Genomic DNA, 18,459 nt, shown 5'->3' with positions numbered 1-18,459 from the left:
CGTGGCCATCGCCGTGGTGGCGGTGCTGGTGGCCGGGGTGGCCGTGTACGTCTACCAATGGAGCAGGAGAGGGATGCAGCCGACCATCACCGCCGCGGAAGGCGCCCGCCGGGTCGAGGAGTACACGCGGCAGGCCGCTGCGCGCCTGCCCGCCCACGCCCGTCTGGTGAACTCGGGTGGCACCGAGTTGTTCAGCACCGCCCCCTGCGACCAGCCGTCCGACCATGGACCACAGGGGCGGGTCCAGGTGTCGGTCAGCTACCAGATCCACGACCTGGACCCGGCGAAGTTCACCGAGTACTTCGACGCGCTCAGGGCATTCTGGAGCGGCAATGGCTACACCGTGCTGACCGACTCCCGCCCGAAGGACTGGTACCTGTGGGTGCAGCGGGAACCTGATGAATTCCGGTTCAGCCTCGAAGGCAACGACCTCGGCAAGCTCTACCTCGGCGGCGTCACGCCGTGCCTGTGGCCCAACGGCACCCCGCCCGCCTAACCCGCCCCCAGATCCCCCGTCAGATACCGCTGCAACGTCGGCGCCACCGCAGCCACCACCGTGTCATGATCCGCCGAAGCCAACGGCTCCACCTTGATCACGTACCGCATCATCCCCAGCCCGGCCACCTGCGACCCCACCAGCGCCGCCCGGAACTCCGGCCGGTCCGCCTCGATCGCCCGCGCGATCCGCCCGAACAGGGCGTGCGTGATGAACTCGCGCAGCATGGCCGCGGCGTCGTCGTGGCTGGAGGCGCTGCGCATCAGGGCCACGAACGGGCCGCCGCCGGTCTCGTCCCAGACCGAGACGAAACGGCGGACGATGCGGGCGCCGAGTTCATCCTTGGGGCCGGGGATGACCGTTTCCAGGATCTGTTCCGGGGTGATCGGCATCTGCACGGCGGCGGCGAAGAGGCTTTCCTTGCCGCCGAACCAGTGGTTGACCATCGCCGGGTCGACCTGGGCCCTGGCCGCGATCATCCGGACGGTGGCGCCGTCGTAACCCTGTTCGGTGAACACCGCCCGCGCGGCGCTCAGCAGCGCCCCCTTGGTGTCCTCGCCCGCGGGACGTCGCCCGCGTCGTCTGGGTGCAGTGCTCTCGGCCACCGGCACATCATCTACCACCGACCCGGCACAATGTCCCGCATGGTCAGCGCGGTCAGCCCCACAGTCACCAGCACCCGCCCCGGCGGCACGCCGATGGGCGAGGTCAGCCCGAGCCGGGAGGAGTTCCGCGAACTCGCCCGCGGTCGCCGGGTGATCCCGGTGGTGCGCCGACTGCTCGCCGACGGCGAGACCCCGCTCGGGGTGTACCGCAAACTCGCCGCCAGCCGGCCCGGCACCTTCCTGTTCGAGTCCGCCGAGAACGGGCGTTCCTGGTCCCGCTGGTCCTTCGTCGGCGTGCACAGCCCGGCCGCGCTCACCGTGGCCGACGGCGAGGCCGTGTGGACCGGCACGCCGCCGGTGGGCATGCCCAGTGGTGGCGACCCGCTGGTCGCGCTGCGACAGACCGTCGAGGCACTGCACACCGATCCGCTGCCCGGTCTGCCGCCGCTGACCGGCGGCATGGTCGGCTACCTCGGCTACGACACCGTGCGCCGCCTGGAACGGCTGCCCAGCCTGGCAACGGCCGACCTGGACATCCCCGAGCTGGTCATGCTGCTGGCCACCGACCTGGCCGCGCTGGACCACCACGAGGGCGTCATCACCCTCATCGCCAACGCGGTGAACTGGGACGACACCGACGAACGGGTCGACGCCGCCTACGACGACGCGGTGGCCAGGCTGGAGCGGATGACCGCGAACCTGTGCACCGCGGCCGCACCCACCGCCGCGGTCTTCCAGCGTCCGCAGCCGCGCTTCGACCGGCAGCGCACCAGCACCGACTACCGGGCCGCGGTGGAGACCGCCAAGGAGGCCATCCGGGCCGGCGAGGCGTTCCAGATCGTCATCTCGCAACGGTTCGAAGTGGACACCGACGCGGACGCGCTGGACGTCTACCGGGTGCTGCGCACCACCAACCCCAGCCCGTACATGTACCTGCTGCGGCTGGACGGGTTCGACATCGTGGGATCCAGCCCCGAGGCGTTGGTCACAGTCCGGGACGGCAAGGTGACCACCCACCCCATCGCGGGCACCCGCTGGCGCGGCGCCGACGACGAGGAGGACGCGCTGCTGGCCAAGGACCTGCTCTCGGATGAGAAGGAACGCGCCGAGCACCTGATGCTGGTCGACCTGGCCCGCAACGACCTCGGCCGGGTCTGCACGCCCGGCTCGGTGCACGTGGTCGATTTCTTCAGCGTGGAGCGGTACAGCCACGTCATGCACATCGTCTCCGCGGTCACCGGTGAGCTGGCCCCCGGCCGCACCGCCTTCGACGCGGTCACCGCCTGCTTCCCGGCAGGCACCCTCTCCGGCGCGCCCAAACCGCGCGCGATGGAGCTGATCGAGGAGCTGGAGCCCAGTCGCCGCGCCCTCTACGGCGGCGTGGTCGGCTACCTCGACTTCGCCGGGGACGCCGACACCGCGATCGCCATCCGCACCGCGCTGATGAAGCAGGGCCGGGCCTACGTGCAGGCGGGCGCGGGCGTGGTGGCCGACTCCGATCCGGTCGCAGAGGACACCGAATGCCTCAACAAGGCGCGCGCGGTGCTGGCCGCGATCGCCACCGCGGAGACCCTGGAGCTGGCCAGTGAGCGCTGAACCAGAGCCCGTCGGCGAGCCGGCGTCCGCACCGGCGCCACGGCGGCCCGGCAGCGGTCCACTGTGGACTGTCCTGCTGCTGCTCGCGGTCACCGCCGGTCTGCTCTGGGGCGCCAGTGGACTGGCCGCCGGACTGGCCCCGGCGGCCGGATTGGCCGCCTTCGCGGTGGCCGCCGTCGCGGGCGTGCTGGCCGCGGGCGGTTGGTTCCGGCGGGTGCTCGGCGGGATCGTCGCGGTGGTCGCCTGTGGCGGCGCGGTGTTGCTGTGGGACGGGTTCTCCTCGCACTCCGTGGCTGGTTCAGCACTCGCGGTGGTTGGCCTGCTTACCCTGTTCGGCAGTGGGATCCTGGTGCTGGTCAAGGGGCACCGAATGCCGCGGATGGGTGGAAAATATGCCGCGTCAAGCCAGGTCCGCCGATCGGTTGACGCTGATCGTCGCCTGTGGGACAGCCTCGACTCCGGGGCCGATCCCACCCTGCGCGACACCGCCGAAACGACGAACGACCTTGCTACCCAGGGCGGATCTGCCGACCCGATGCCAGAAGCCGACCGGCGGCGGGGTTAGCATCCTTTCGGCGCTTCGGCGCGGCGGGAAGGGGTTTCAAGTGCGGGAGCTTGCGAGCGAGCTGAGGCAAAACGGGGAGTGCGCGTGAGCATCCTGGAGGAGATTGTCGAGGGTGCGCGCGCGGATCTGGCCGTCCGTGAGGCGGAGGTCCCCTTCGAGTTGATCAAGGAACGCGCCCAGTTGGCCCCGGCGGCCAAGGACGTGCTGGCGGCGTTGCGTGCGCCGGGTGTCGGCGTGATCGCGGAGGTCAAGCGGCGCAGCCCGTCCAAGGGCACGCTGGCCGACATCCCGGAACCGGCCGAGCTGGCCAAGGATTACGCGGCCGGTGGCGCCAGGGTGATCAGCGTGCTGACCGAGGGCCGTCGCTTCGGCGGCTCGCTGGCCGATCTTGACGCGGTGCGCGCGGTGGTCGATGTTCCGTTGCTGCGCAAGGACTTCATCGTCACCCCGTACCAGGTGCACGAGGCGCGGGCACACGGCGCGGACATGGTGCTGCTGATCGTGGCGGCGCTGGAGCAGTTCGCGCTGGAGTCGCTGCTGGACCGGGTCGAGTCGCTCGGGATGACCGCGCTGGTCGAGGTGCACACCGCGGAGGAGGCCGACCGCGCGCTGGAGGCCGGTGCCAAGGTGATCGGGATCAACGCCCGCAACCTGCACACGCTGGAGGTCGACCGGGACGTGTTCGGGCGGATCGCGCCCGGCCTGCCCTGGGAGACCATCAAGATCGCCGAGTCCGGTGTGCGCGGTCCCGGCGACCTGATGGCCTTCGCCGGGGTCGGCGCGGACGCGGTGCTGGTCGGCGAGGGCCTGGTGACCAGTGGTGACCCCAGGGCAGCGGTGACCCAGTTGGTGACCGCCGGATCGCACCCCGCGTGCCCGCGACCCAGTCGCTGAACTCGCTCTAGGAGAGCAAGCACAACATGAGCGTCAACCAGTCCGAACAGCTCCTCGAGCACGGCCCGGACGACCGTGGCCACTTCGGCCCCTACGGCGGCCGGTTCATGCCGGAGGCCCTGGTCGCCGCGCTGGACGAGCTGTCAGCGGCCTATGAGTCGGCCAGGGTGGACCCGGAGTTCACCGGCGAGCTGGACCGGTTGCTCAAGGACTACGCGGGCCGCCCGTCCCCGCTCACCGACGCCCCGCGCTTCGGTGAGCACGCGGGCGGCGCGCGGATCCTGCTCAAGCGCGAGGACCTCAACCACACCGGCTCGCACAAGATCAACAATGTGCTGGGCCAGGCGTTGCTGACCAAGCGGATGGGCAAGACCCGGGTGATCGCGGAGACCGGGGCCGGGCAGCACGGCGTGGCCACGGCCACCGCCTGCGCGCTGCTCGGGCTGGAGTGCCTGGTCTACATGGGCGAGGTCGACACCGAGCGGCAGGCGCTCAACGTGGCCCGGATGCGGCTGCTGGGCGCCGAGGTCATCCCGGTCAAGACCGGGTCGCGCACGCTCAAGGACGCGATCAACGAGGCGCTGCGGGACTGGGTGGCCAACGTCGACCGCACGCACTACCTGCTGGGCACCGCGGCCGGTCCGCACCCGTTCCCGGTGATCGTGCGCAACCTGCACAAGGTCATCGGGCAGGAGTCGCGGGAACAGGTGCTGGCGCGCACCGGGAAGCTGCCCGACGTGGTGGCGGCCTGTGTGGGCGGCGGGTCCAACGCGATCGGCATCTTCCACGGCTTCATCGACGACCCGGCCGTGCGGCTGGTCGGCCTGGAGCCCGGCGGCGAGGGCCTGGACAGCGGCAGGCACGGCGCGACGCTGTCCGCCGGCAGCCCCGGCGTGCTGCACGGCACCCGGTCCTACCTGCTGCAGGACGAGGACGGGCAGATCACCGAGGCGCACTCGATCTCCGCGGGGCTGGACTACCCGGGGGTCGGGCCGGAGCACTCCTGGCTCAAGGACATCGGGCGGGCCGAGTACCGGCCGGTCACCGACGCCGAGGCGATGGCCGCCTTCCAGCTGCTCTGCCGCACCGAGGGCATCATCCCGGCCATCGAGTCCGCGCACGCGCTGGCCGGCGCGCTCGAACTCGGCCGGGAACTCGGTCCCGACGGCACCATCCTGGTGTGCCTGTCCGGGCGCGGGGACAAGGACGTGCACACGGCGTCGAAGTGGTTCGGCCTGGTCGGAGAGGACGCCTGATGTCGCGGCTCGCCCCGCTGTTCGAGACCTGCCGCGCCGAGAACCGCGCGGCACTGGTCGGCTACCTGCCCGCGGGCTACCCCACGGTCCCCGAGGGCACCGCGCTGCTCTCGGCGATGATCGACGGCGGCTGCGACCTGGTCGAGGTCGGCCTGCCGCACTCCGACCCGGTGATGGACGGCCCCACGGTCGAGGCCGCCGCGCACCAGGCGCTGCGCAACGGCTTCCGGGTGCGGGACCTGTTCCCCACCGTCGAGGCCCTCGCCGCCAAGGGCGGCCGCGCGGTGGTCATGACCTACTGGAACCCGGTGCACCGCTACGGCGTGGACGCCTTCGCCCGCGACCTGGCCGCCGCCGGTGGCCTCGGCGTGATCACCCCGGACCTCATCCCGGACGAGGCCGAGGACTGGCTGGCCGCCGCCGAGACGCACGACCTGGACCGCATCTTCCTGGTCGCCCCGGCCTCCACCGACGAACGCCTGGTCCGCGCGGCCAAGGCCAGCCGCGGCTTCCTCTACGCCGCCTCCACCATGGGCGTCACCGGCGCCAGGGACACCGTCAGCAGCATGGCCCCGACCCTGGTCGGCCGCCTCCGCCAGCACACCGACATCCCGGTCGGCGTCGGCCTCGGCGTCCGCTCCGGCGCGCAGGCGGCCGAGGTGGCCGCGTTCGCGGACGCGGTCATCGTCGGCTCGGCCTTCGTCTCGGCCACGGCGCGTGGCGAACAGGGCGTGCGTGAGCTGGCCGGGGAACTCGCGGCGGGCGTGCGGTCGGCGGTCGTGACCGGCGCGTGATCGGCAGTTCCCCTCCCGGCACACCGTGAGCTGACGCCGGGGGGCTACGGTGTGGCCTGTGACTGGCGCGACGCTGACCGCACTGATGGCCGATTCCTCGGCCTTCCTGGCGACCATCCCCAGCCCTGACCGCGGCGTGTGGCAGCTCGGGCCGTTCCCGTTGCGTGCCTACGCGCTGTGCATCATCGCGGGCATCATCATCGCGATCTGGTGGGGCGAACGCCGCCTCATCGCCCGCGGTGGCGAGTCCGGCACGGTGGTGGACGTCGCGGTGTACGCGGTGCCCTTCGGGCTCATCGGCGGCAGGCTGTACCACGTGGCCACGGACTGGCCCAAGTACTTCGGCCCCGACGGCAACCCGATCGAGGCCCTCTACATCTGGAACGGCGGCCTTGGCATCTGGGGCGCCATCGCCCTTGGCGCGGTCGGCGCCCTGATCGGCTGCCGCCGCCGGGGCGTCCCGCTCGCCGTCTTCGCCGACGCGGTCGCCCCCGGCATCGTGGTCGCCCAGGCGGTCGGCCGCCTCGGCAACTGGTTCAACCAGGAACTCTTCGGCGGCCCCACCGACCTGCCATGGGGCCTGGAGATCTACCGCCGCATCAACCCGGACACCGGCCTCCCCGACGCCCTCGGCGGCGTCGCCACCGACCACACCCCCATCGCGGTGGTCCACCCCACGTTCCTGTACGAGCTGATCTGGAACCTGGGTGTGGCCCTGCTGCTGGTCTGGGCCGACCGCAAGTTCCGGCTGGGCCACGGCCGCGTCTTCGCCCTCTACGTGGCCGGCTACACCGCGGGCCGCTTCTGGATCGAGATCATGCGCACCGACACCGCCACCCTGGTGTTCGGCGTCCGCATCAACGTCATCGTCAGTGCCGTGGTCTTCCTGGGCGCCGTCGCCTTCCTGCTCCTGGTCCGCGGCAAGCGCGAGGACCCGGCCGACTGGCGCCAGGACCCAGCCCCGGACGAGGACGACCCCACCAGGCCCACCCCCGAAGGCGAAGAACCCCCCGCCGGCCTGGGCCCCAAGCCCGAGGAGGCCAAGGTCCCCGCCGACACCCCCGCGGACCAGGCCCCCAAGGACCCGGCACCCCGCAAGGAAGACCCCAAGCCCGAAGCCTGACCCGCCCACAACGGCCAACAAGGCGTACAAGAACGGCCAACACGCCGTACCAGAACGGCCAACACGCGGTACGAGAACGGCCAACACGCCGGCAGGGTTGAAACCCTGTCGGCGTGTTGGCCGTTGTGGGACGGGTCGTTGGCCGTTGTGGGCGGGTGGAGTCGCCTGGGTCGGTCTTGGCGATCAGCCCAGGTGTGACAGCTCAGTCCGTCCCAGTTCCTCGGGGCGAGCGGTCAGTACCCGGGGTCCGCCCTCGGTGATCGCCACCGTGTGCTCCCAGTGGGCCGCCGTGCTCCCGTCCACCGTCACCACGGTCCAGTCATCCCCCAGCGTCCGGAACCCAGGATGCCCCGTCGTGAACATCGGCTCGATAGCCAGCACCAACCCAGGCTTCAGCCGCAACCCCCGCCCTGGCCGTCCCCGCCCAGGCACGAACGGATCCTCATGCAGCGACCGCCCGATCCCATGCCCCCCGATCGCGTGCCCGTTGTGGTCCGACACCACCCCGTACCCCCCGGCGGCCCCCACCGCCCCGATCGCCGCCGAGACATCCCCGATCCGATTACCCACCCGCAACGCCCCGATCCCGGCCCACAGCGCGCGATAGGTCTCCGCCACCAGCACCCGCAACGGCTCCGGCGCGGCCTCCTCGCCACCCACGATCCACGTGCAGGCCGCATCCGAGTGGAACCCGTTCCAGACCACCCCGCAGTCCAGGCTGAGCACGTCGCCGGCGCGCAGCTTCGTCTCCCGCGAGGGGATGCCGTGCACGATCTGGTCACCAACCGAGGCGTTGATCACCGCGGGGTAGCCGTTGTAGCCGAAGAAACCGGGTTTCGCGCCGCGCTTCTCGATCGTGCGCGCCGCCACCTTGTCCAGATCAGCGGTGGTCAGGCCGGGGCGCAGGGCCGCGCGTAGTTCCTCGTGCACCTCGGCCAGGATCGCTCCCGCCGTCGCCATCTGCTCGATCTCGGCATCCGTTTTCCGGATCACCATGGCCGCCTCCAGGCGTGTGGTCACTCACTCCGGTGGCCTGGTGCACTGCCGGTGGTTCGAATTCTGCCATGTCCGAGTCGATCTCGGCGGCGTAGTGGACATCAGTGCCCTCCGCCGCGGCCTAGTATCGATCCTCATGCGGATCCTCGTAGTGGAGGACGACGACCGGGTGGCACGCGGGCTGGTGACCGCGTTGCAGCACGCCGGCTACGAAGTCCTCCGCGCCGCCACCGCGGCCGCGGCGCTCCAGGCGGCCCCGGCCGATGTGGTGCTGCTCGACCTCGGCCTGCCCGACGCCGACGGTCTGGACGTGCTGCGCAAACTCCGGCAACGCGAGGGCACCGCGGTCATCGCCGTCACCGCGCGCAGCGAGGAACGCGAACGCGTGCTCGGCCTGCGCAGCGGCGCCGACGACTACGTGGTCAAACCCTTCGGCACCGCCGAGCTGCTGGCCAGGATCGAGGCCGTGCTGCGCCGCACCAGGGCCGCCCGCGCGGACAGCGAGGAGCACGAGGTGATGGAGGTCGGCCCGCTGCGGCTGGACCTCGGCTCGCGCACCGCCACCGTCTCCGGCGAGCAGATCACGCTCACCCGCAAGGAGTTCGACGTGCTCGCCCTGCTCGCCGCCCGGCCGGGCAGCGTGGTCAGCCGGGACCGCATCCTGGACCAGGTCTGGCACGCCAGCTGGGAGGCCCGCTCGCGCAGCCTGGACACCCACATCGCCACCCTGCGCGGCAAGCTCGGCCCGTTCGTGCGCATCGAGACCGTGCGCGGCGTCGGCTACCGCATGGCCCGGTAGGGGGCCGGGGTGCTCCGCCGACTGCTCGCGGTGCTGGTGCCGTTGCTGGTGGCGATGGCCGCCGCCTTCGGGGTGCCACTGGCCGCCGCGATCGGCCAGCAGGAGACCCAGTCGGTCTACCTGGACCGGCTCAGCGACGCCAGCCGGTTCGCCGCGCTCGCCGAGAACGTGCTCGCGCTGGACCGCACCGCCCCGCTGCAGGACGAGCTGACCCGCTACCACCGGCTCTACAACATCCCCGCCGTGCTGGTCGACCCCGGCGGCAACGTGATGCTGCCCTCCGACACCCCCATCGACCTCAACACCCCCGGCGTGCGCGAGGGCCTGAGCGTGGCCTTCGCCGGCTACCGACCCAACCCGCCCGGCGTGGTCTGGCCCTGGCAGACCACCCCGCTGGTCGTGGTCGAACCGGTCGGCCGGGACAGCCAGGTGGTGGCCGCCGTGGTCACCGTGTCCCCCTCGGACAGCCTGCGCCACCAGATCGTCAACACCTGGCTGTTGCTCGCGCTCAACGGCCTGGTCCCGCTGCTCGCCCTGATCGGTGCCGCCTGGCCGGTCTCCCGCTGGATCCTGCGGCCCATCCGCCGCCTGGACGAGGTCACCGCCAGGGTCGCCAGCGGCCGCCTGGACGCCCGCGCCGACGTGCACGGACCACCCGAACTGCGCACCCTGGCCAGCTCCTTCAACACCATGGTCGACGTGGTCGGCCGGGCCCTGCGCAGGCAGCGGGACTTCGTCGCCGACGCCTCCCACCAGCTACGCAACCCACTCGCGAGCCTGCGCCTCGCGGTGGAGAACCTGGAACCGCACCTACCCGACGAGCCCGCCCGCCAGGCCCACCAGCTCGCGGTGGAGGAGGCCGAGGAGATGGGCCGGGTGCTGGACGCCCTGCTCGCCGCCACCCGGCTGGACAGCGCCGCGGCGGCCGAACCGGTCGAGCTGGACGAACTCGTCGCCGCGCACGAACCGGCCTGGCAGGCCAACGCGCAACGCGCCGCGATCCGGCTGCGCCTGGACATCCCCGAGGGCCTGCGCGTGCTCGAACCACCCGGCGGACTGGGCAGCGTGCTGGACGAACTGGTCGGCAACGCGATCCGGCTCTCCGGCGGCACCAGGGTCCGGGTCTGGGCCCGGCACGAGGATCCGGCCGACAGCACCGAGGACGGCCACGTGGAACTGCACGTCATCGACGACGGCGTCGGTCTGGACGAGGCCGAGCTTTCCGTCGCACTGCACCGGTTCTGGCGTTCGCCCAAGCACCAGAACATCTCCGGCACCGGCCTCGGCCTGGCCATCTGCAGCGAACTGGTCACCTCGGCGGGCGGCGAGTTCCGGCTGCACCAGGCACATCCGCACGGCCTGGACGTGGCCATCCGGCTGCCGGTCGCCCCGGCCGAACAGCTCTTCGACCCCACCGACCCGGCCGACGGCCGCCCGGACGGCGAACGCAAACACCTCTCCCGCCCGCCGGTGCTCCCGCCCGAGGACGAGGACGACGACCCGCCGCCACCACCGCCGAGCACCCTGCCCGCAGGCATCTAGCCCGCCGCGGCCAGCCCGCCGCATCTAGTCCGCGGCCTCAGACCAGCCGCTTGTACTCCCGGAACCAGGCCGCCGCGCCCGGGTGCAGCGGCACCGGCCCGGTGGCGATCCCGGTGCTGCGGTTGATCCGCCGCGCCTCCGGGTGGTTGATCGCGATCGAGTCGGCCTGCGAGAACACCGTGTTGGCCACGATCTTCACCACCTCGGCCGGCAGGTCCTCCCTGGCCACCAGCAGGTTGGGCACCGAGACCGTGCGCGCGGGCTGGACGTAGGTGCCGTAGGTGGTCTTCGGGATGGTCGCGGGCACGTAGGCCGAGGAGTCGCCACTGGCCAGCACCTCCGCCTGTTCGGCAAGCGGCACCAGCCGGATCGCCACCTGCCGCCGGATCATCTCGCTGATCGCCGGGGTCGGGATGCCGGTGAGGGTGAAGAAGGCGTCGATCGCGCCCTCCTCCAGCTGTTTGGCCGCCTCGGCCTGGGTCAGCCGCACCTCGTTGAAGTTCAGCCCGGCGATCCGGCGCAACTTCTCCACCGTGTACTCGGTGCCCGAGCCCGCCGCGCCGATCGCCACCCGCCGCCCCGGCAGGTCCTTGGCGGTGCGCACCTTGGAGTTGTTGAGCACCACCAGGTGCAGGAAGCTGTCGTAGAGCCGCCCGACCGCGCTCACGCCGAGCACCGGGCTGGTCTGGCGGGCCAGCATGGCATCCAGTGAGACGAACCCGAGCTGGGCCTGGTTGCTGCTGAGCAGCGTCAGGTTCTCCACCGACGCGCCGCTGGGCCTGGTGCGCACCGCGGTGCGCTGGAGGTACTTCTGCAGCTCGTCGGCCAGCGCGCCGCCGATCTCCCGGTAGACCGCGCCGGGCGGCCCGGTGGCCAGGATCAACTCGGGCAGATCGGGCAGGGTGCTGGGCGTGCAACTGCCCACGGTGGCGGTCACCAGCGCGCCGGCTCCGCCCAGCAACAGCGCGCGGCGGGTCAGCGCTGGATGCGGCATTCTCACAGGCTAGTCCGTCAGGATGAACCGGGCACGCATGCTACGGCCTGGCGGTGTTCTGGTAACGGCCTTATCACCGAGCCCGGAAATTTGTCAGGACAGTCTCAAGTTTCGCCCAGGTCGCTTGCCGGTGAACTTCTCCGGTCACGAGCATTCGGCCCGGACAAGGACCAATGTCGAGGAGGACATGTTGGCAACGACCGCTGCTGGGGGGCGAACGCGGAAGCCGATCTACCGGCACCTCTACTTCTGGGTGCTGGTCTCGATCGCGGCGGGGATCCTGGTCGGGATCCTCTTCCCCGTGCAGGCAGCCGGGCTGAAGTGGCTCGCGGACCTGTTCATCAATCTGGTGAAGATGGTCATCGCGCCCACGATCTTCTGCACGATCGTCGTCGGCATCGCGGGGCTGGGCAACCTCGCCAAGGCCGGCGGCCTGGCACTGCGCACCATCATGTACTTCATCGTGATGACGCTGATCGCGCTGGTGATCGGCATGATCGTGGTGAACATCCTGCAGCCGGGTGTCGGCCTGGACATGCAGCCCAGCGCCGCCGACCTCAAGGCGGGCGCGGACGCGCAGAAGAAGGCGGCGGGCACGGAGGGTTTCACCGGGTTCATCCTGCACCTGGTCCCGGAGTCCTTCGTCGGCGCTTTCACCAGCGGCCAGCTGATCCAGGTGCTGGTGCTGGCGGTGCTGGTCGCGGTCGCGATCGGCATGATGGGCGAACGCGGCGCCAAGGCCCTGCAGGCGCTGGACACCGTCGCCAAGATCATGTTCGGCGTCATCAAGATCGTCATGTACGCGGCGCCGGTCGGCGCCTTCGGCGGCATGGCCTACACGATCGGCACCAACGGCGCCAAGGTGCTGACCTCGCTGGCGTTCCTCATGATCGCCTTCTACCTGACCTGCGTGCTGTTCATCATCCTGGTGCTCGGCGGCGTGGCGAAGCTGGCCGGGTTCAACATCTTCAAGTTCATCCGCTTCATCAAGGACGAGCTGCTGATCGTGCTGGGCACCTCCTCCAGTGAGGCGGTGCTGCCGCGGATGCTGGTCAAGCTGGAGGCCGCGGGCGCGCAGAAGTCGGTGGTCGGCCTGACCATCCCGACCGGCTACTCGTTCAACCTGGACGGCACCTGCATCTATCTGACCATGGGCGCCCTGTTCATCGCCCAGGCCACCGGCGCGCACCTGCCGCTGTGGACCCAGATCGGCCTGCTGCTGTTCATGCTGCTCTCCAGCAAGGGCGCGGCAGGCGTCACCGGAGCCGGCCTGGTCACCCTGGCCGCCTCCCTGGTCGCCTTCCAGAACGTCATCCCCGAGGCCAGCATCGGCATCGCCCTGATCGCAGGCATCGACCGCTTCATGTCCGAAGCGAGAGCCCTCACCAACCTGATCGGCAACGGCGTGGGCACCCTGGTGGTCGCCAGGTGGCAGAACGCGCTGGACCGCGAACAACTGGACCGGGTGCTCCGCGACCCGTCCCTGGTGGACATGGACGAGCTGATGAAGGCCGAGAACGGCGCGGCCGAGGACAAGAAGGAGAAGGCGGGGAGTTCTTCCTAGCACTCCGTCGCCGGGATCTCCCGGCATCGCACTGAAGGCCGTGGGCCGGGTTCGCGTTTCGCGAGTCCGGCCCACGGCTTTTGTGTCGGAGCGTGATTGGTTGTGCGGGTGCGGTGACGGTATATCGGGTACGTTCGCCTTGCCGACTTCATTCCAGAGGGGGGAATGCGGATGAGTGACGATCAACGCTGGGGTTTTGAGGACGCCGACGACTGGGAGCCGACACCCAAGTCCCGGCCGGCCCCGGAGGCGGACTCGGCGGAGCCGGACGGGATCACCGGGCAGGACGCCGACCGGGTGGTGACGGTGGCGGTGGGGGAGCTGGGCGAGGTGTTGTCGGTCCGGCTGGCGGCGGACTGGCGCCGCTCGGTGGATCCCAGGGCGTTGGCCGGCAGTGTGCTGAGTGCGGCCAACAACGCGACGATGCAGGCCCTGGCCAAGCAGGTCGACGAGGTGCGGCAGGCTGATGTCCCACCCTGGCCCGTGCCGACCAGGCCGCCGGAGACCACGCCACTCACCGCGGACGCGGCCTTCCGGCTGATGGACGCGGTGGACGCCGAACTGGCCACCCTGACCGATCGGCTGGCCGCGGTCCAGAACCAGCGGACCGAGGTGGAGAGCGCGGGCGGGCATGTGCGCGGCACCGCGATGAACGGTCAGGTCAGCACACTGACGGTGGACCCGTACTGGGCCGACTCGGCACGTAACCCGGAGATCGAGGGCGAGTTGACCGAGGTGCTGCGCGAACTGCGCCGCCGGAGCACACCCGACCCGGATCTCACCACGTGGCCGACCAGCCCGGCGATCACCGAACTGACCGGACTGGTGAGCGACCCGTCCCTGCTGCTGCGCCGATTGGGGCTGTCATGACCGATCTTTCCGCGGCCTATGAGGCCCTGCGCGCCGACGCCGTCCGCTGGGACGAGGCGGCGGACGCCCTGGAGGAGCCGCGCCGAGCGCTGGACGGCCTGCACCTCGGCCCGCCGGAACTGTCCAAGTGGGCGGTCAAGGCGGGACTGGACCAGACCTACCTCCAGGCCCGCACGACCATGGGCGACATGATCGGCAAGGCATCGGAGACCTTCCGGCTGATCAGCGAGACGCTGCGGCAGGCAGCGGACACGTATCAGCGCGAGGAAGAGGCCAACCTGCACACGCTGAAGAACACCACGAAGTAGGGGGAGCAGTGAGTGAGGCTGTGCAGCGGGCCAACCAGCGCCTGCGTGAGATGGACGAGGGCCTGAAGAAGTTCTTCGGCCAGGTGAACCAGGCGATCAACAGCGTGCCGGAGCCACTGCGCTGGATCATTCCGCGGATCGACCTCCTGGTGGAGGCGCTGGCCCGGAACAGCATGCAGCTGGGCCACCAAATCGAGGATCTGCTCGGTGACCGGGGGGACGCCAGTCGGGTCCGGGAAGCTGCTGAGTAGTGGTCGACGGAGGTCGCGGGCAAGCTGAACGACCTGGCCGGTGCGCTTGACCCGAGCAAGATGGACACCACCTTGGAATGGGATGGCAAGGCTGCGGAGGCCTATCGGCTGACAATCCCGACCCAGGTCAGCGGCCTGAACGGGCTGAAGGACCTGGCGACACAGATGCGCGGCTCGCTGGTCAACCTGGGTAATTCCATCGAGAGCTTCTGGGTGGGCATCACGGTCGCTGTGGTGGTCGCCATCATCAGCATCGCCTCCGCGGTGGCGCTGGTCACCACCGTCGTCGGCATCCCGCTGGCGCTGGTCATCCTCGTTGCCGCGCTGCCGTCGGTAGCGAGTCTCATCGGCAGCTTCATCACCGGCCTGCTGGCACACGTCAACACCTGCCAGGCCGAGCAGTCCGCGCTCCAGGAGAAGCTGCGGATGGTCGGCGAGACCTGGTCACAGGGCCGGATCGGGCAGATGGGCGACGCCAGCGTCCAGGATGGCGATGGGTCTGACTGGAAGCCGCGCTAATGGCGATCTACCTCGGACAGCCGCCGGTCTGGGTGCCGATCCCCGCCGAACACGCGCGGCGACTCCGCACCCTCGGCGGCTGGTTCGCCATGCTCATCGGATCCTCAGCGGTGGTGCTGGCGGTGCTGGTCGTCCTGCTTGGTGCGCAGTTGCTCAGCAGAGCCGATGTGATCATCTCGTTCGTCTACATCTTCGCGCTGACGATGGACGTTTTCCTGGCCATGTCCGGGTTTCTGGTGCTGAACCCGTGGCGGCACCTGCGGGGCGATCAGATCGAGTTGTTGCTGGTGCAGCGGAGCCGCCAGATGCTGGGGTGGATCTGGGGCTTCCTCTTCTTCTTCGCGCTGGGTCTGACCTTCTTCCTGCTCGGGGTCATGCGGACCGAGATCAGGCGGGGTGGACACATCGACGGCTGGGACTGGGTGTTCGTGGTGGTCGCCTACCTGCCGATCGCCCTGCAGGGCCTGGCGTTCTTCGTCGGCCGCCGCCTGTACCCCCGCCCCAACCTCTGACTCACCCCGCCCGCACCGGCGTCACCACCCGGCTCCCATCCGGCGCCGTCAACACCTCGGCCCGAGCCCCGTAATGCCGCGAAACCCGTTCCGCCGTAAGCACTTCCGCCGGAGCCCCCGCCGCGACCACCCGCCCCCCGTCCAGCATCAGCAACTGATCCGCGTACTGCCCGGCCAGCGTCAGATCGTGCAACGTGCTCACCACAGTCGTCCCATCCGCCAGCCGCAACCGATCCACCAGGTCCAACAGCGACTGCGCGTGCCCGATGTCCAACCCCGTCGTCGGCTCGTCCAGCAACAGCAACCCCGCCTGCTGCGCCAGCACCCTGGCCAGCACCGCCCGCTGACGCTCCCCGCCGGACAGTGTCGGGAGTGGACGGTCGGCCAGGTGGGCCAGGTCCAGGCGCGCCAGGACATCGGCGACCAGGGTGAGGTCCGAGGTGCCTTCGCGGGCCAGGAAGCCCAGGTGCGGGGTTCGGCCGAGGAGGGCGTAGTCGGTGACGGTGAGGCCTTCGGGCAGGGTGGGGGTTTGGGGTGCGTAGCCGATCTGGCGGGCTCGGGCCCGGTTGGTCAGGGTGGTTACGGGGGTGCCGGACAGGGTGATGGTGCCGGTGTGGGGGACGGCGTTGGCCACGGCTTTCAGCAGGGTGGACTTGCCTGCTCCGTTGGGGCCGATCACGGCCAGCCAGCTGCCCTGGGGGACCGTCACCGTGACGTCGGCTACCGCGATCCGGCCGCGGTAACCGGCGGACACCTGGTTGATCTCCAGCATCTACAGCCTCCGGGAGCGGCGCAGCACGACCGCGAAGAAGGGGGCGCCGGTGAAGGCCGTGATGACGCCGATGGGCAACTCGCCCGGCGCGATCACGGTGCGGGCCACCATGTCGGCCAGCACCACGAAGCTCGCGCCGCCCAGCAACGACAGCGGCACCAGCACCCGGTAACTGCCCGCGACCAGCAGGCGGACCACGTGCGGCACCACGATGCCGACGAAGCCGATCAGCCCGCTCACCGACACCGCCGCCGCCGTGGCCAGGGACGCCGCGCCGAGCACGATCAGCCGGACCCGGCGGGGGTGCAGGCCCAGCGCGGCGGCCTCCTCATCGCCCACGCCCAGCACGTCCAGCAGCCTGCCGCTGGCGCACAGCACGAAGCTGGACAGCGCGATGTAGGGCAGCACCACCAGAACCTGGGACCAGCCCGCGCCGCCGAGGCCGCCGAGCATCCAGGTGTAGATGGTGCGCAGGCTGTCCACGTCCAGGGTCTGCACGAAGGTCTGCAGGGCGGTGAGGAAGGCGGCCACCGCGACCCCGGCCAGCACCAGGGTCGCGGTGCCGGGACCGGCTGAGCGGCCAAGGGCCCAGGTGAGGCCGACGCCGAGGACCGCGCCGGCGAAGGCGGCGATGGGCAGCGCGCCAAGGCCGGTGCTGAAGGTGGGCACCGCGAACACGGCCAGGGTGGCGCCAAGGCCAGCGCCTGCCGCCGCGCCCAGCAGGTACGGGTCGGCCAGGGGGTTGCGGAAGACGCCCTGGAAGGCGGCGCCGGAGGAGGCGAGGGCGGCGCCGACCAGGCAGGCCAGCACCACCCTCGGCACCCGCAGCTCCCACAGGATCGCGGCCTCGCGTGCGGACAACGGGGACAGCCCGCCGGTGAGCTGGGCGAGGATCTCGCCCAGCACCCGTTGCCAGCCAAGGTCGATCGCGCCGAGCAGCACCGCGAGGGTCACCACCGCCAGCAACAGCAGCAGGGTGAGTGCCAGGTGGGTGAACCGGAGCCGGGTGGGGACAGCGGCGGCGGTCACTTCTTCCCGGCGGCGGTCACGGCCTGGGACACGGTGCGCACCAGCTCGACCACCCTCGGTCCCCAGCGGGAGGCGATGTCGTCGTCCAGGGCCACCACGCCGCCCTCGCGCACCGCGGGCACCGTCGACCAGCCCGGCCGCCCGCCCACCGCGGCCGCGTTCTGGCCGCAGCAGCGCACATCGGCCAGGAAGATCAGCCGCGGCGCGGCGTTGACCACCTGCTCGGCGGAGAGCTGCGGGTAGCCGCTGCCCGTCTTGTCCGCCGCGTCGGCCACGTTGACCAGGCCGAACTGGGCGTAGATCTGACCGATGAAGGTCTTGGAGGTCACGGTGTAGAAGGTCGGGTCCAGCTCGTGGTAATACTTCAGCCCCTCGGCGGGCCGCGGGGTTTCCCGGACCAGCTTGCTGATCTCGCCCTTCATCTTGTTGACCACTTCGTTGGCCGGCGTGCCGTGCCCGGTGGCCTGACCCAGGATGCTGATCTGCCCGTACGCCTCGTCGAGGGTCTTGGCCGCGGGCAGCAGCAGCACCGGGATCTTCAGCTTCTCCAGCCCGGCCACCACGCCCTCGGCGTCGTTGGAGGCGATCACCAGGTCCGGCTGGTGCCCGGCGATGGCCTCCACGTTCGGCTTGAACCCGGACAGCGTGGTCTTGGGCGCCTCGGCCGGGAAGTTGGACTGGTCGTCCACGGCCACGACCTGCTTGCCGGCCCCGATCGCGAACAGGCTCTCGGTGCTGGTCGGGTTCAGCGAGACGATCCGCTCCGGCCGCTTGGCCAGGGTGAGCGGTTTGCCGCCCGGCGCGGCCACTTCCACCGGGAACGGCGCTTCCGCCGCACCCGAGGTTTGGCTGGGGGCTGGATCGGGAACCCTGCTCGCGCACCCGCCAACGAGGGCGATGGCGCTGACGGCGATGAGTGCTGCGCGGAAACTACGAGGAAGTCGCATCGAGTCCTCTGCGGTCGTTCGGGTGAA

21 protein-coding genes are annotated in these 18,459 nt (G+C 70.7%); 15 read left to right on the top strand and 6 right to left on the bottom strand.

The features are described 5' to 3' along the window. Position 1 precedes the first annotated feature (1 nt). Positions 2–496 carry a hypothetical protein gene (locus HNR67_RS39330; protein WP_185008474.1) on the top strand — a complete coding sequence of 165 codons (495 nt, stop codon included), beginning with the start codon at positions 2–4 and terminating at the stop codon, positions 494–496. Here the strand turns inward: HNR67_RS39330 and HNR67_RS39325 are convergent. Beyond that, on the bottom strand, positions 493–1,107 hold the full coding sequence (locus tag HNR67_RS39325; RefSeq protein WP_185011643.1) for a TetR/AcrR family transcriptional regulator: 615 nt from the start codon (positions 1,105–1,107) through the stop codon (positions 493–495). The genes HNR67_RS39330 and HNR67_RS39325 overlap by 4 nt on opposite strands. A gap of 33 nt (positions 1,108–1,140) precedes the next feature. Between HNR67_RS39325 and HNR67_RS39320 the strand changes: the two genes are divergently transcribed. The 6 genes from HNR67_RS39320 (at position 1,141) to lgt (ending at position 7,329) form a co-directional block, all read left to right on the top strand. After that, positions 1,141–2,697, top strand: coding sequence for an anthranilate synthase component I (locus tag HNR67_RS39320; RefSeq protein WP_185008472.1), 1,557 nt, complete (start codon positions 1,141–1,143; stop codon positions 2,695–2,697). Continuing rightward, positions 2,687–3,262, top strand: a complete 576-nt coding sequence (locus tag HNR67_RS46550) for a Trp biosynthesis-associated membrane protein (protein WP_185008470.1) — start codon at positions 2,687–2,689, stop codon at positions 3,260–3,262. Before HNR67_RS39320 ends, HNR67_RS46550 begins: the two co-directional genes overlap by 11 nt. An 84-nt stretch (positions 3,263–3,346) precedes the next feature. After that, positions 3,347–4,156 carry an indole-3-glycerol phosphate synthase TrpC gene (trpC, locus tag HNR67_RS39310; protein ID WP_185008468.1) on the top strand — a complete coding sequence of 270 codons (810 nt, stop codon included), beginning with the start codon at positions 3,347–3,349 and terminating at the stop codon, positions 4,154–4,156. A gap of 26 nt (positions 4,157–4,182) precedes the next feature. After that, positions 4,183–5,412, top strand: a complete 1,230-nt coding sequence (gene trpB, locus HNR67_RS39305) for a tryptophan synthase subunit beta (RefSeq protein ID WP_185008466.1) — start codon at positions 4,183–4,185, stop codon at positions 5,410–5,412. After that, the gene (gene trpA / locus HNR67_RS39300) at positions 5,412–6,206 is read left to right on the top strand and encodes a tryptophan synthase subunit alpha (RefSeq protein WP_185008464.1); all 795 of its coding nucleotides are present in this window, start codon (positions 5,412–5,414) and stop codon (positions 6,204–6,206) included. The genes trpB and trpA overlap by 1 nt, the downstream gene beginning before the upstream one ends. 85 nt (positions 6,207–6,291) lie before the next feature. Further along, positions 6,292–7,329 carry a prolipoprotein diacylglyceryl transferase gene (gene lgt / locus HNR67_RS39295; RefSeq protein ID WP_185011641.1) on the top strand — a complete coding sequence of 346 codons (1,038 nt, stop codon included), beginning with the start codon at positions 6,292–6,294 and terminating at the stop codon, positions 7,327–7,329. 183 nt (positions 7,330–7,512) lie between these two features. On the opposite strand, the gene map is transcribed toward lgt, so the two are convergent. Then, the gene (gene map, locus HNR67_RS39290; protein ID WP_312989128.1) at positions 7,513–8,349 is read right to left on the bottom strand and encodes a type I methionyl aminopeptidase; all 837 of its coding nucleotides are present in this window, start codon (positions 8,347–8,349) and stop codon (positions 7,513–7,515) included. 112 nt (positions 8,350–8,461) lie between these two features. Between map and HNR67_RS39285 the strand changes: the two genes are divergently transcribed. Then, complete coding sequence (locus HNR67_RS39285) at positions 8,462–9,124, top strand: response regulator transcription factor (RefSeq protein ID WP_185008462.1); 663 nt, start codon at positions 8,462–8,464, stop codon at positions 9,122–9,124. A 9-nt stretch (positions 9,125–9,133) separates the two neighbouring features. After that, on the top strand, positions 9,134–10,666 hold the full coding sequence (locus HNR67_RS39280; RefSeq protein ID WP_312989126.1) for a HAMP domain-containing sensor histidine kinase: 1,533 nt from the start codon (positions 9,134–9,136) through the stop codon (positions 10,664–10,666). A gap of 37 nt (positions 10,667–10,703) precedes the next feature. Here HNR67_RS39280 and HNR67_RS39275 read toward each other — a convergent pair whose 3' ends face one another. Then, a complete protein-coding gene (locus tag HNR67_RS39275; RefSeq protein WP_185008460.1) occupies positions 10,704–11,660 on the bottom strand; it encodes a TAXI family TRAP transporter solute-binding subunit in 957 nt (318 codons plus the stop codon). A gap of 187 nt (positions 11,661–11,847) precedes the next feature. On the opposite strand from HNR67_RS39275, the gene dctA reads away from it, so the two are divergent. The 6 genes from dctA to HNR67_RS39245 all read left to right on the top strand — a co-directional run bounded on the left by dctA (position 11,848) and on the right by HNR67_RS39245 (position 15,684). Beyond that, complete coding sequence (dctA, locus tag HNR67_RS39270) at positions 11,848–13,224, top strand: C4-dicarboxylate transporter DctA (protein WP_185008458.1); 1,377 nt, start codon at positions 11,848–11,850, stop codon at positions 13,222–13,224. 171 nt (positions 13,225–13,395) lie between these two features. Next, entirely contained in the window at positions 13,396–14,094 is a 699-nt protein-coding gene (locus tag HNR67_RS39265; protein WP_185008455.1) for a hypothetical protein, read from the top strand. Beyond that, the gene (locus tag HNR67_RS39260; protein ID WP_185008453.1) at positions 14,091–14,402 is read left to right on the top strand and encodes a hypothetical protein; all 312 of its coding nucleotides are present in this window, start codon (positions 14,091–14,093) and stop codon (positions 14,400–14,402) included. The genes HNR67_RS39265 and HNR67_RS39260 overlap by 4 nt, the downstream gene beginning before the upstream one ends. An 8-nt stretch (positions 14,403–14,410) precedes the next feature. Continuing rightward, positions 14,411–14,653 (top strand): hypothetical protein, encoded by a 243-nt coding sequence (locus HNR67_RS39255; RefSeq protein ID WP_185008451.1) that lies wholly within the window; start codon positions 14,411–14,413, stop codon positions 14,651–14,653. 60 nt (positions 14,654–14,713) lie between these two features. Further along, positions 14,714–15,172, top strand: coding sequence for a hypothetical protein (locus HNR67_RS39250; RefSeq protein ID WP_185008449.1), 459 nt, complete (start codon positions 14,714–14,716; stop codon positions 15,170–15,172). Next, positions 15,172–15,684: a hypothetical protein gene (locus tag HNR67_RS39245; protein ID WP_185008447.1), complete on the top strand. Its 513-nt coding sequence runs from the start codon at positions 15,172–15,174 to the stop codon at positions 15,682–15,684. Before HNR67_RS39250 ends, HNR67_RS39245 begins: the two co-directional genes overlap by 1 nt. 1 nt (position 15,685) lies before the next feature. On the opposite strand, the gene HNR67_RS39240 is transcribed toward HNR67_RS39245, so the two are convergent. Genes HNR67_RS39240 through HNR67_RS39230 form a run of 3 tightly spaced genes read right to left on the bottom strand, consistent with a single transcriptional unit; the run spans position 15,686 to position 18,432 of the window. Beyond that, complete coding sequence (locus HNR67_RS39240; RefSeq protein ID WP_185008445.1) at positions 15,686–16,456, bottom strand: ABC transporter ATP-binding protein; 771 nt, start codon at positions 16,454–16,456, stop codon at positions 15,686–15,688. After that, positions 16,457–17,485 (bottom strand): FecCD family ABC transporter permease, encoded by a 1,029-nt coding sequence (locus HNR67_RS39235; protein ID WP_185008443.1) that lies wholly within the window; start codon positions 17,483–17,485, stop codon positions 16,457–16,459. Then, on the bottom strand, positions 17,482–18,432 hold the full coding sequence (locus HNR67_RS39230; RefSeq protein ID WP_185008440.1) for an ABC transporter substrate-binding protein: 951 nt from the start codon (positions 18,430–18,432) through the stop codon (positions 17,482–17,484). Before HNR67_RS39230 ends, HNR67_RS39235 begins: the two co-directional genes overlap by 4 nt. Between the last annotated feature and the right edge of the window lie 27 nt (positions 18,433–18,459).

Source organism: Crossiella cryophila (genome assembly GCF_014204915.1).
GTDB classification, from domain to species: domain Bacteria; phylum Actinomycetota; class Actinomycetes; order Mycobacteriales; family Pseudonocardiaceae; genus Crossiella; species Crossiella cryophila.
This window is presented reverse-complemented; position numbering and strand designations above follow the sequence as displayed.

Coding starts and splice junctions, on each gene's coding strand:
- HNR67_RS39320 (WP_185008472.1), top strand. CDS start 1,141: ATGGTCAGCGCGGTCAGCCCCACAGTCACCAGCACCCGCCCCGGCGGC.
- trpB (WP_185008466.1), top strand. CDS start 4,183: ATGAGCGTCAACCAGTCCGAACAGCTCCTCGAGCACGGCCCGGACGAC.
- trpA (WP_185008464.1), top strand. CDS start 5,412: ATGTCGCGGCTCGCCCCGCTGTTCGAGACCTGCCGCGCCGAGAACCGC.
- lgt (WP_185011641.1), top strand. CDS start 6,292: ATGGCCGATTCCTCGGCCTTCCTGGCGACCATCCCCAGCCCTGACCGC.
- HNR67_RS39285 (WP_185008462.1), top strand. CDS start 8,462: ATGCGGATCCTCGTAGTGGAGGACGACGACCGGGTGGCACGCGGGCTG.
- HNR67_RS39275 (WP_185008460.1), bottom strand. CDS start 11,660: ATGCCGCATCCAGCGCTGACCCGCCGCGCGCTGTTGCTGGGCGGAGCC.
- dctA (WP_185008458.1), top strand. CDS start 11,848: ATGTTGGCAACGACCGCTGCTGGGGGGCGAACGCGGAAGCCGATCTAC.
- HNR67_RS39265 (WP_185008455.1), top strand. CDS start 13,396: ATGAGTGACGATCAACGCTGGGGTTTTGAGGACGCCGACGACTGGGAG.
- HNR67_RS39260 (WP_185008453.1), top strand. CDS start 14,091: ATGACCGATCTTTCCGCGGCCTATGAGGCCCTGCGCGCCGACGCCGTC.
- HNR67_RS39250 (WP_185008449.1), top strand. CDS start 14,714: ATGGACACCACCTTGGAATGGGATGGCAAGGCTGCGGAGGCCTATCGG.
- HNR67_RS39245 (WP_185008447.1), top strand. CDS start 15,172: ATGGCGATCTACCTCGGACAGCCGCCGGTCTGGGTGCCGATCCCCGCC.
- HNR67_RS39240 (WP_185008445.1), bottom strand. CDS start 16,456: ATGCTGGAGATCAACCAGGTGTCCGCCGGTTACCGCGGCCGGATCGCG.
- HNR67_RS39230 (WP_185008440.1), bottom strand. CDS start 18,432: ATGCGACTTCCTCGTAGTTTCCGCGCAGCACTCATCGCCGTCAGCGCC.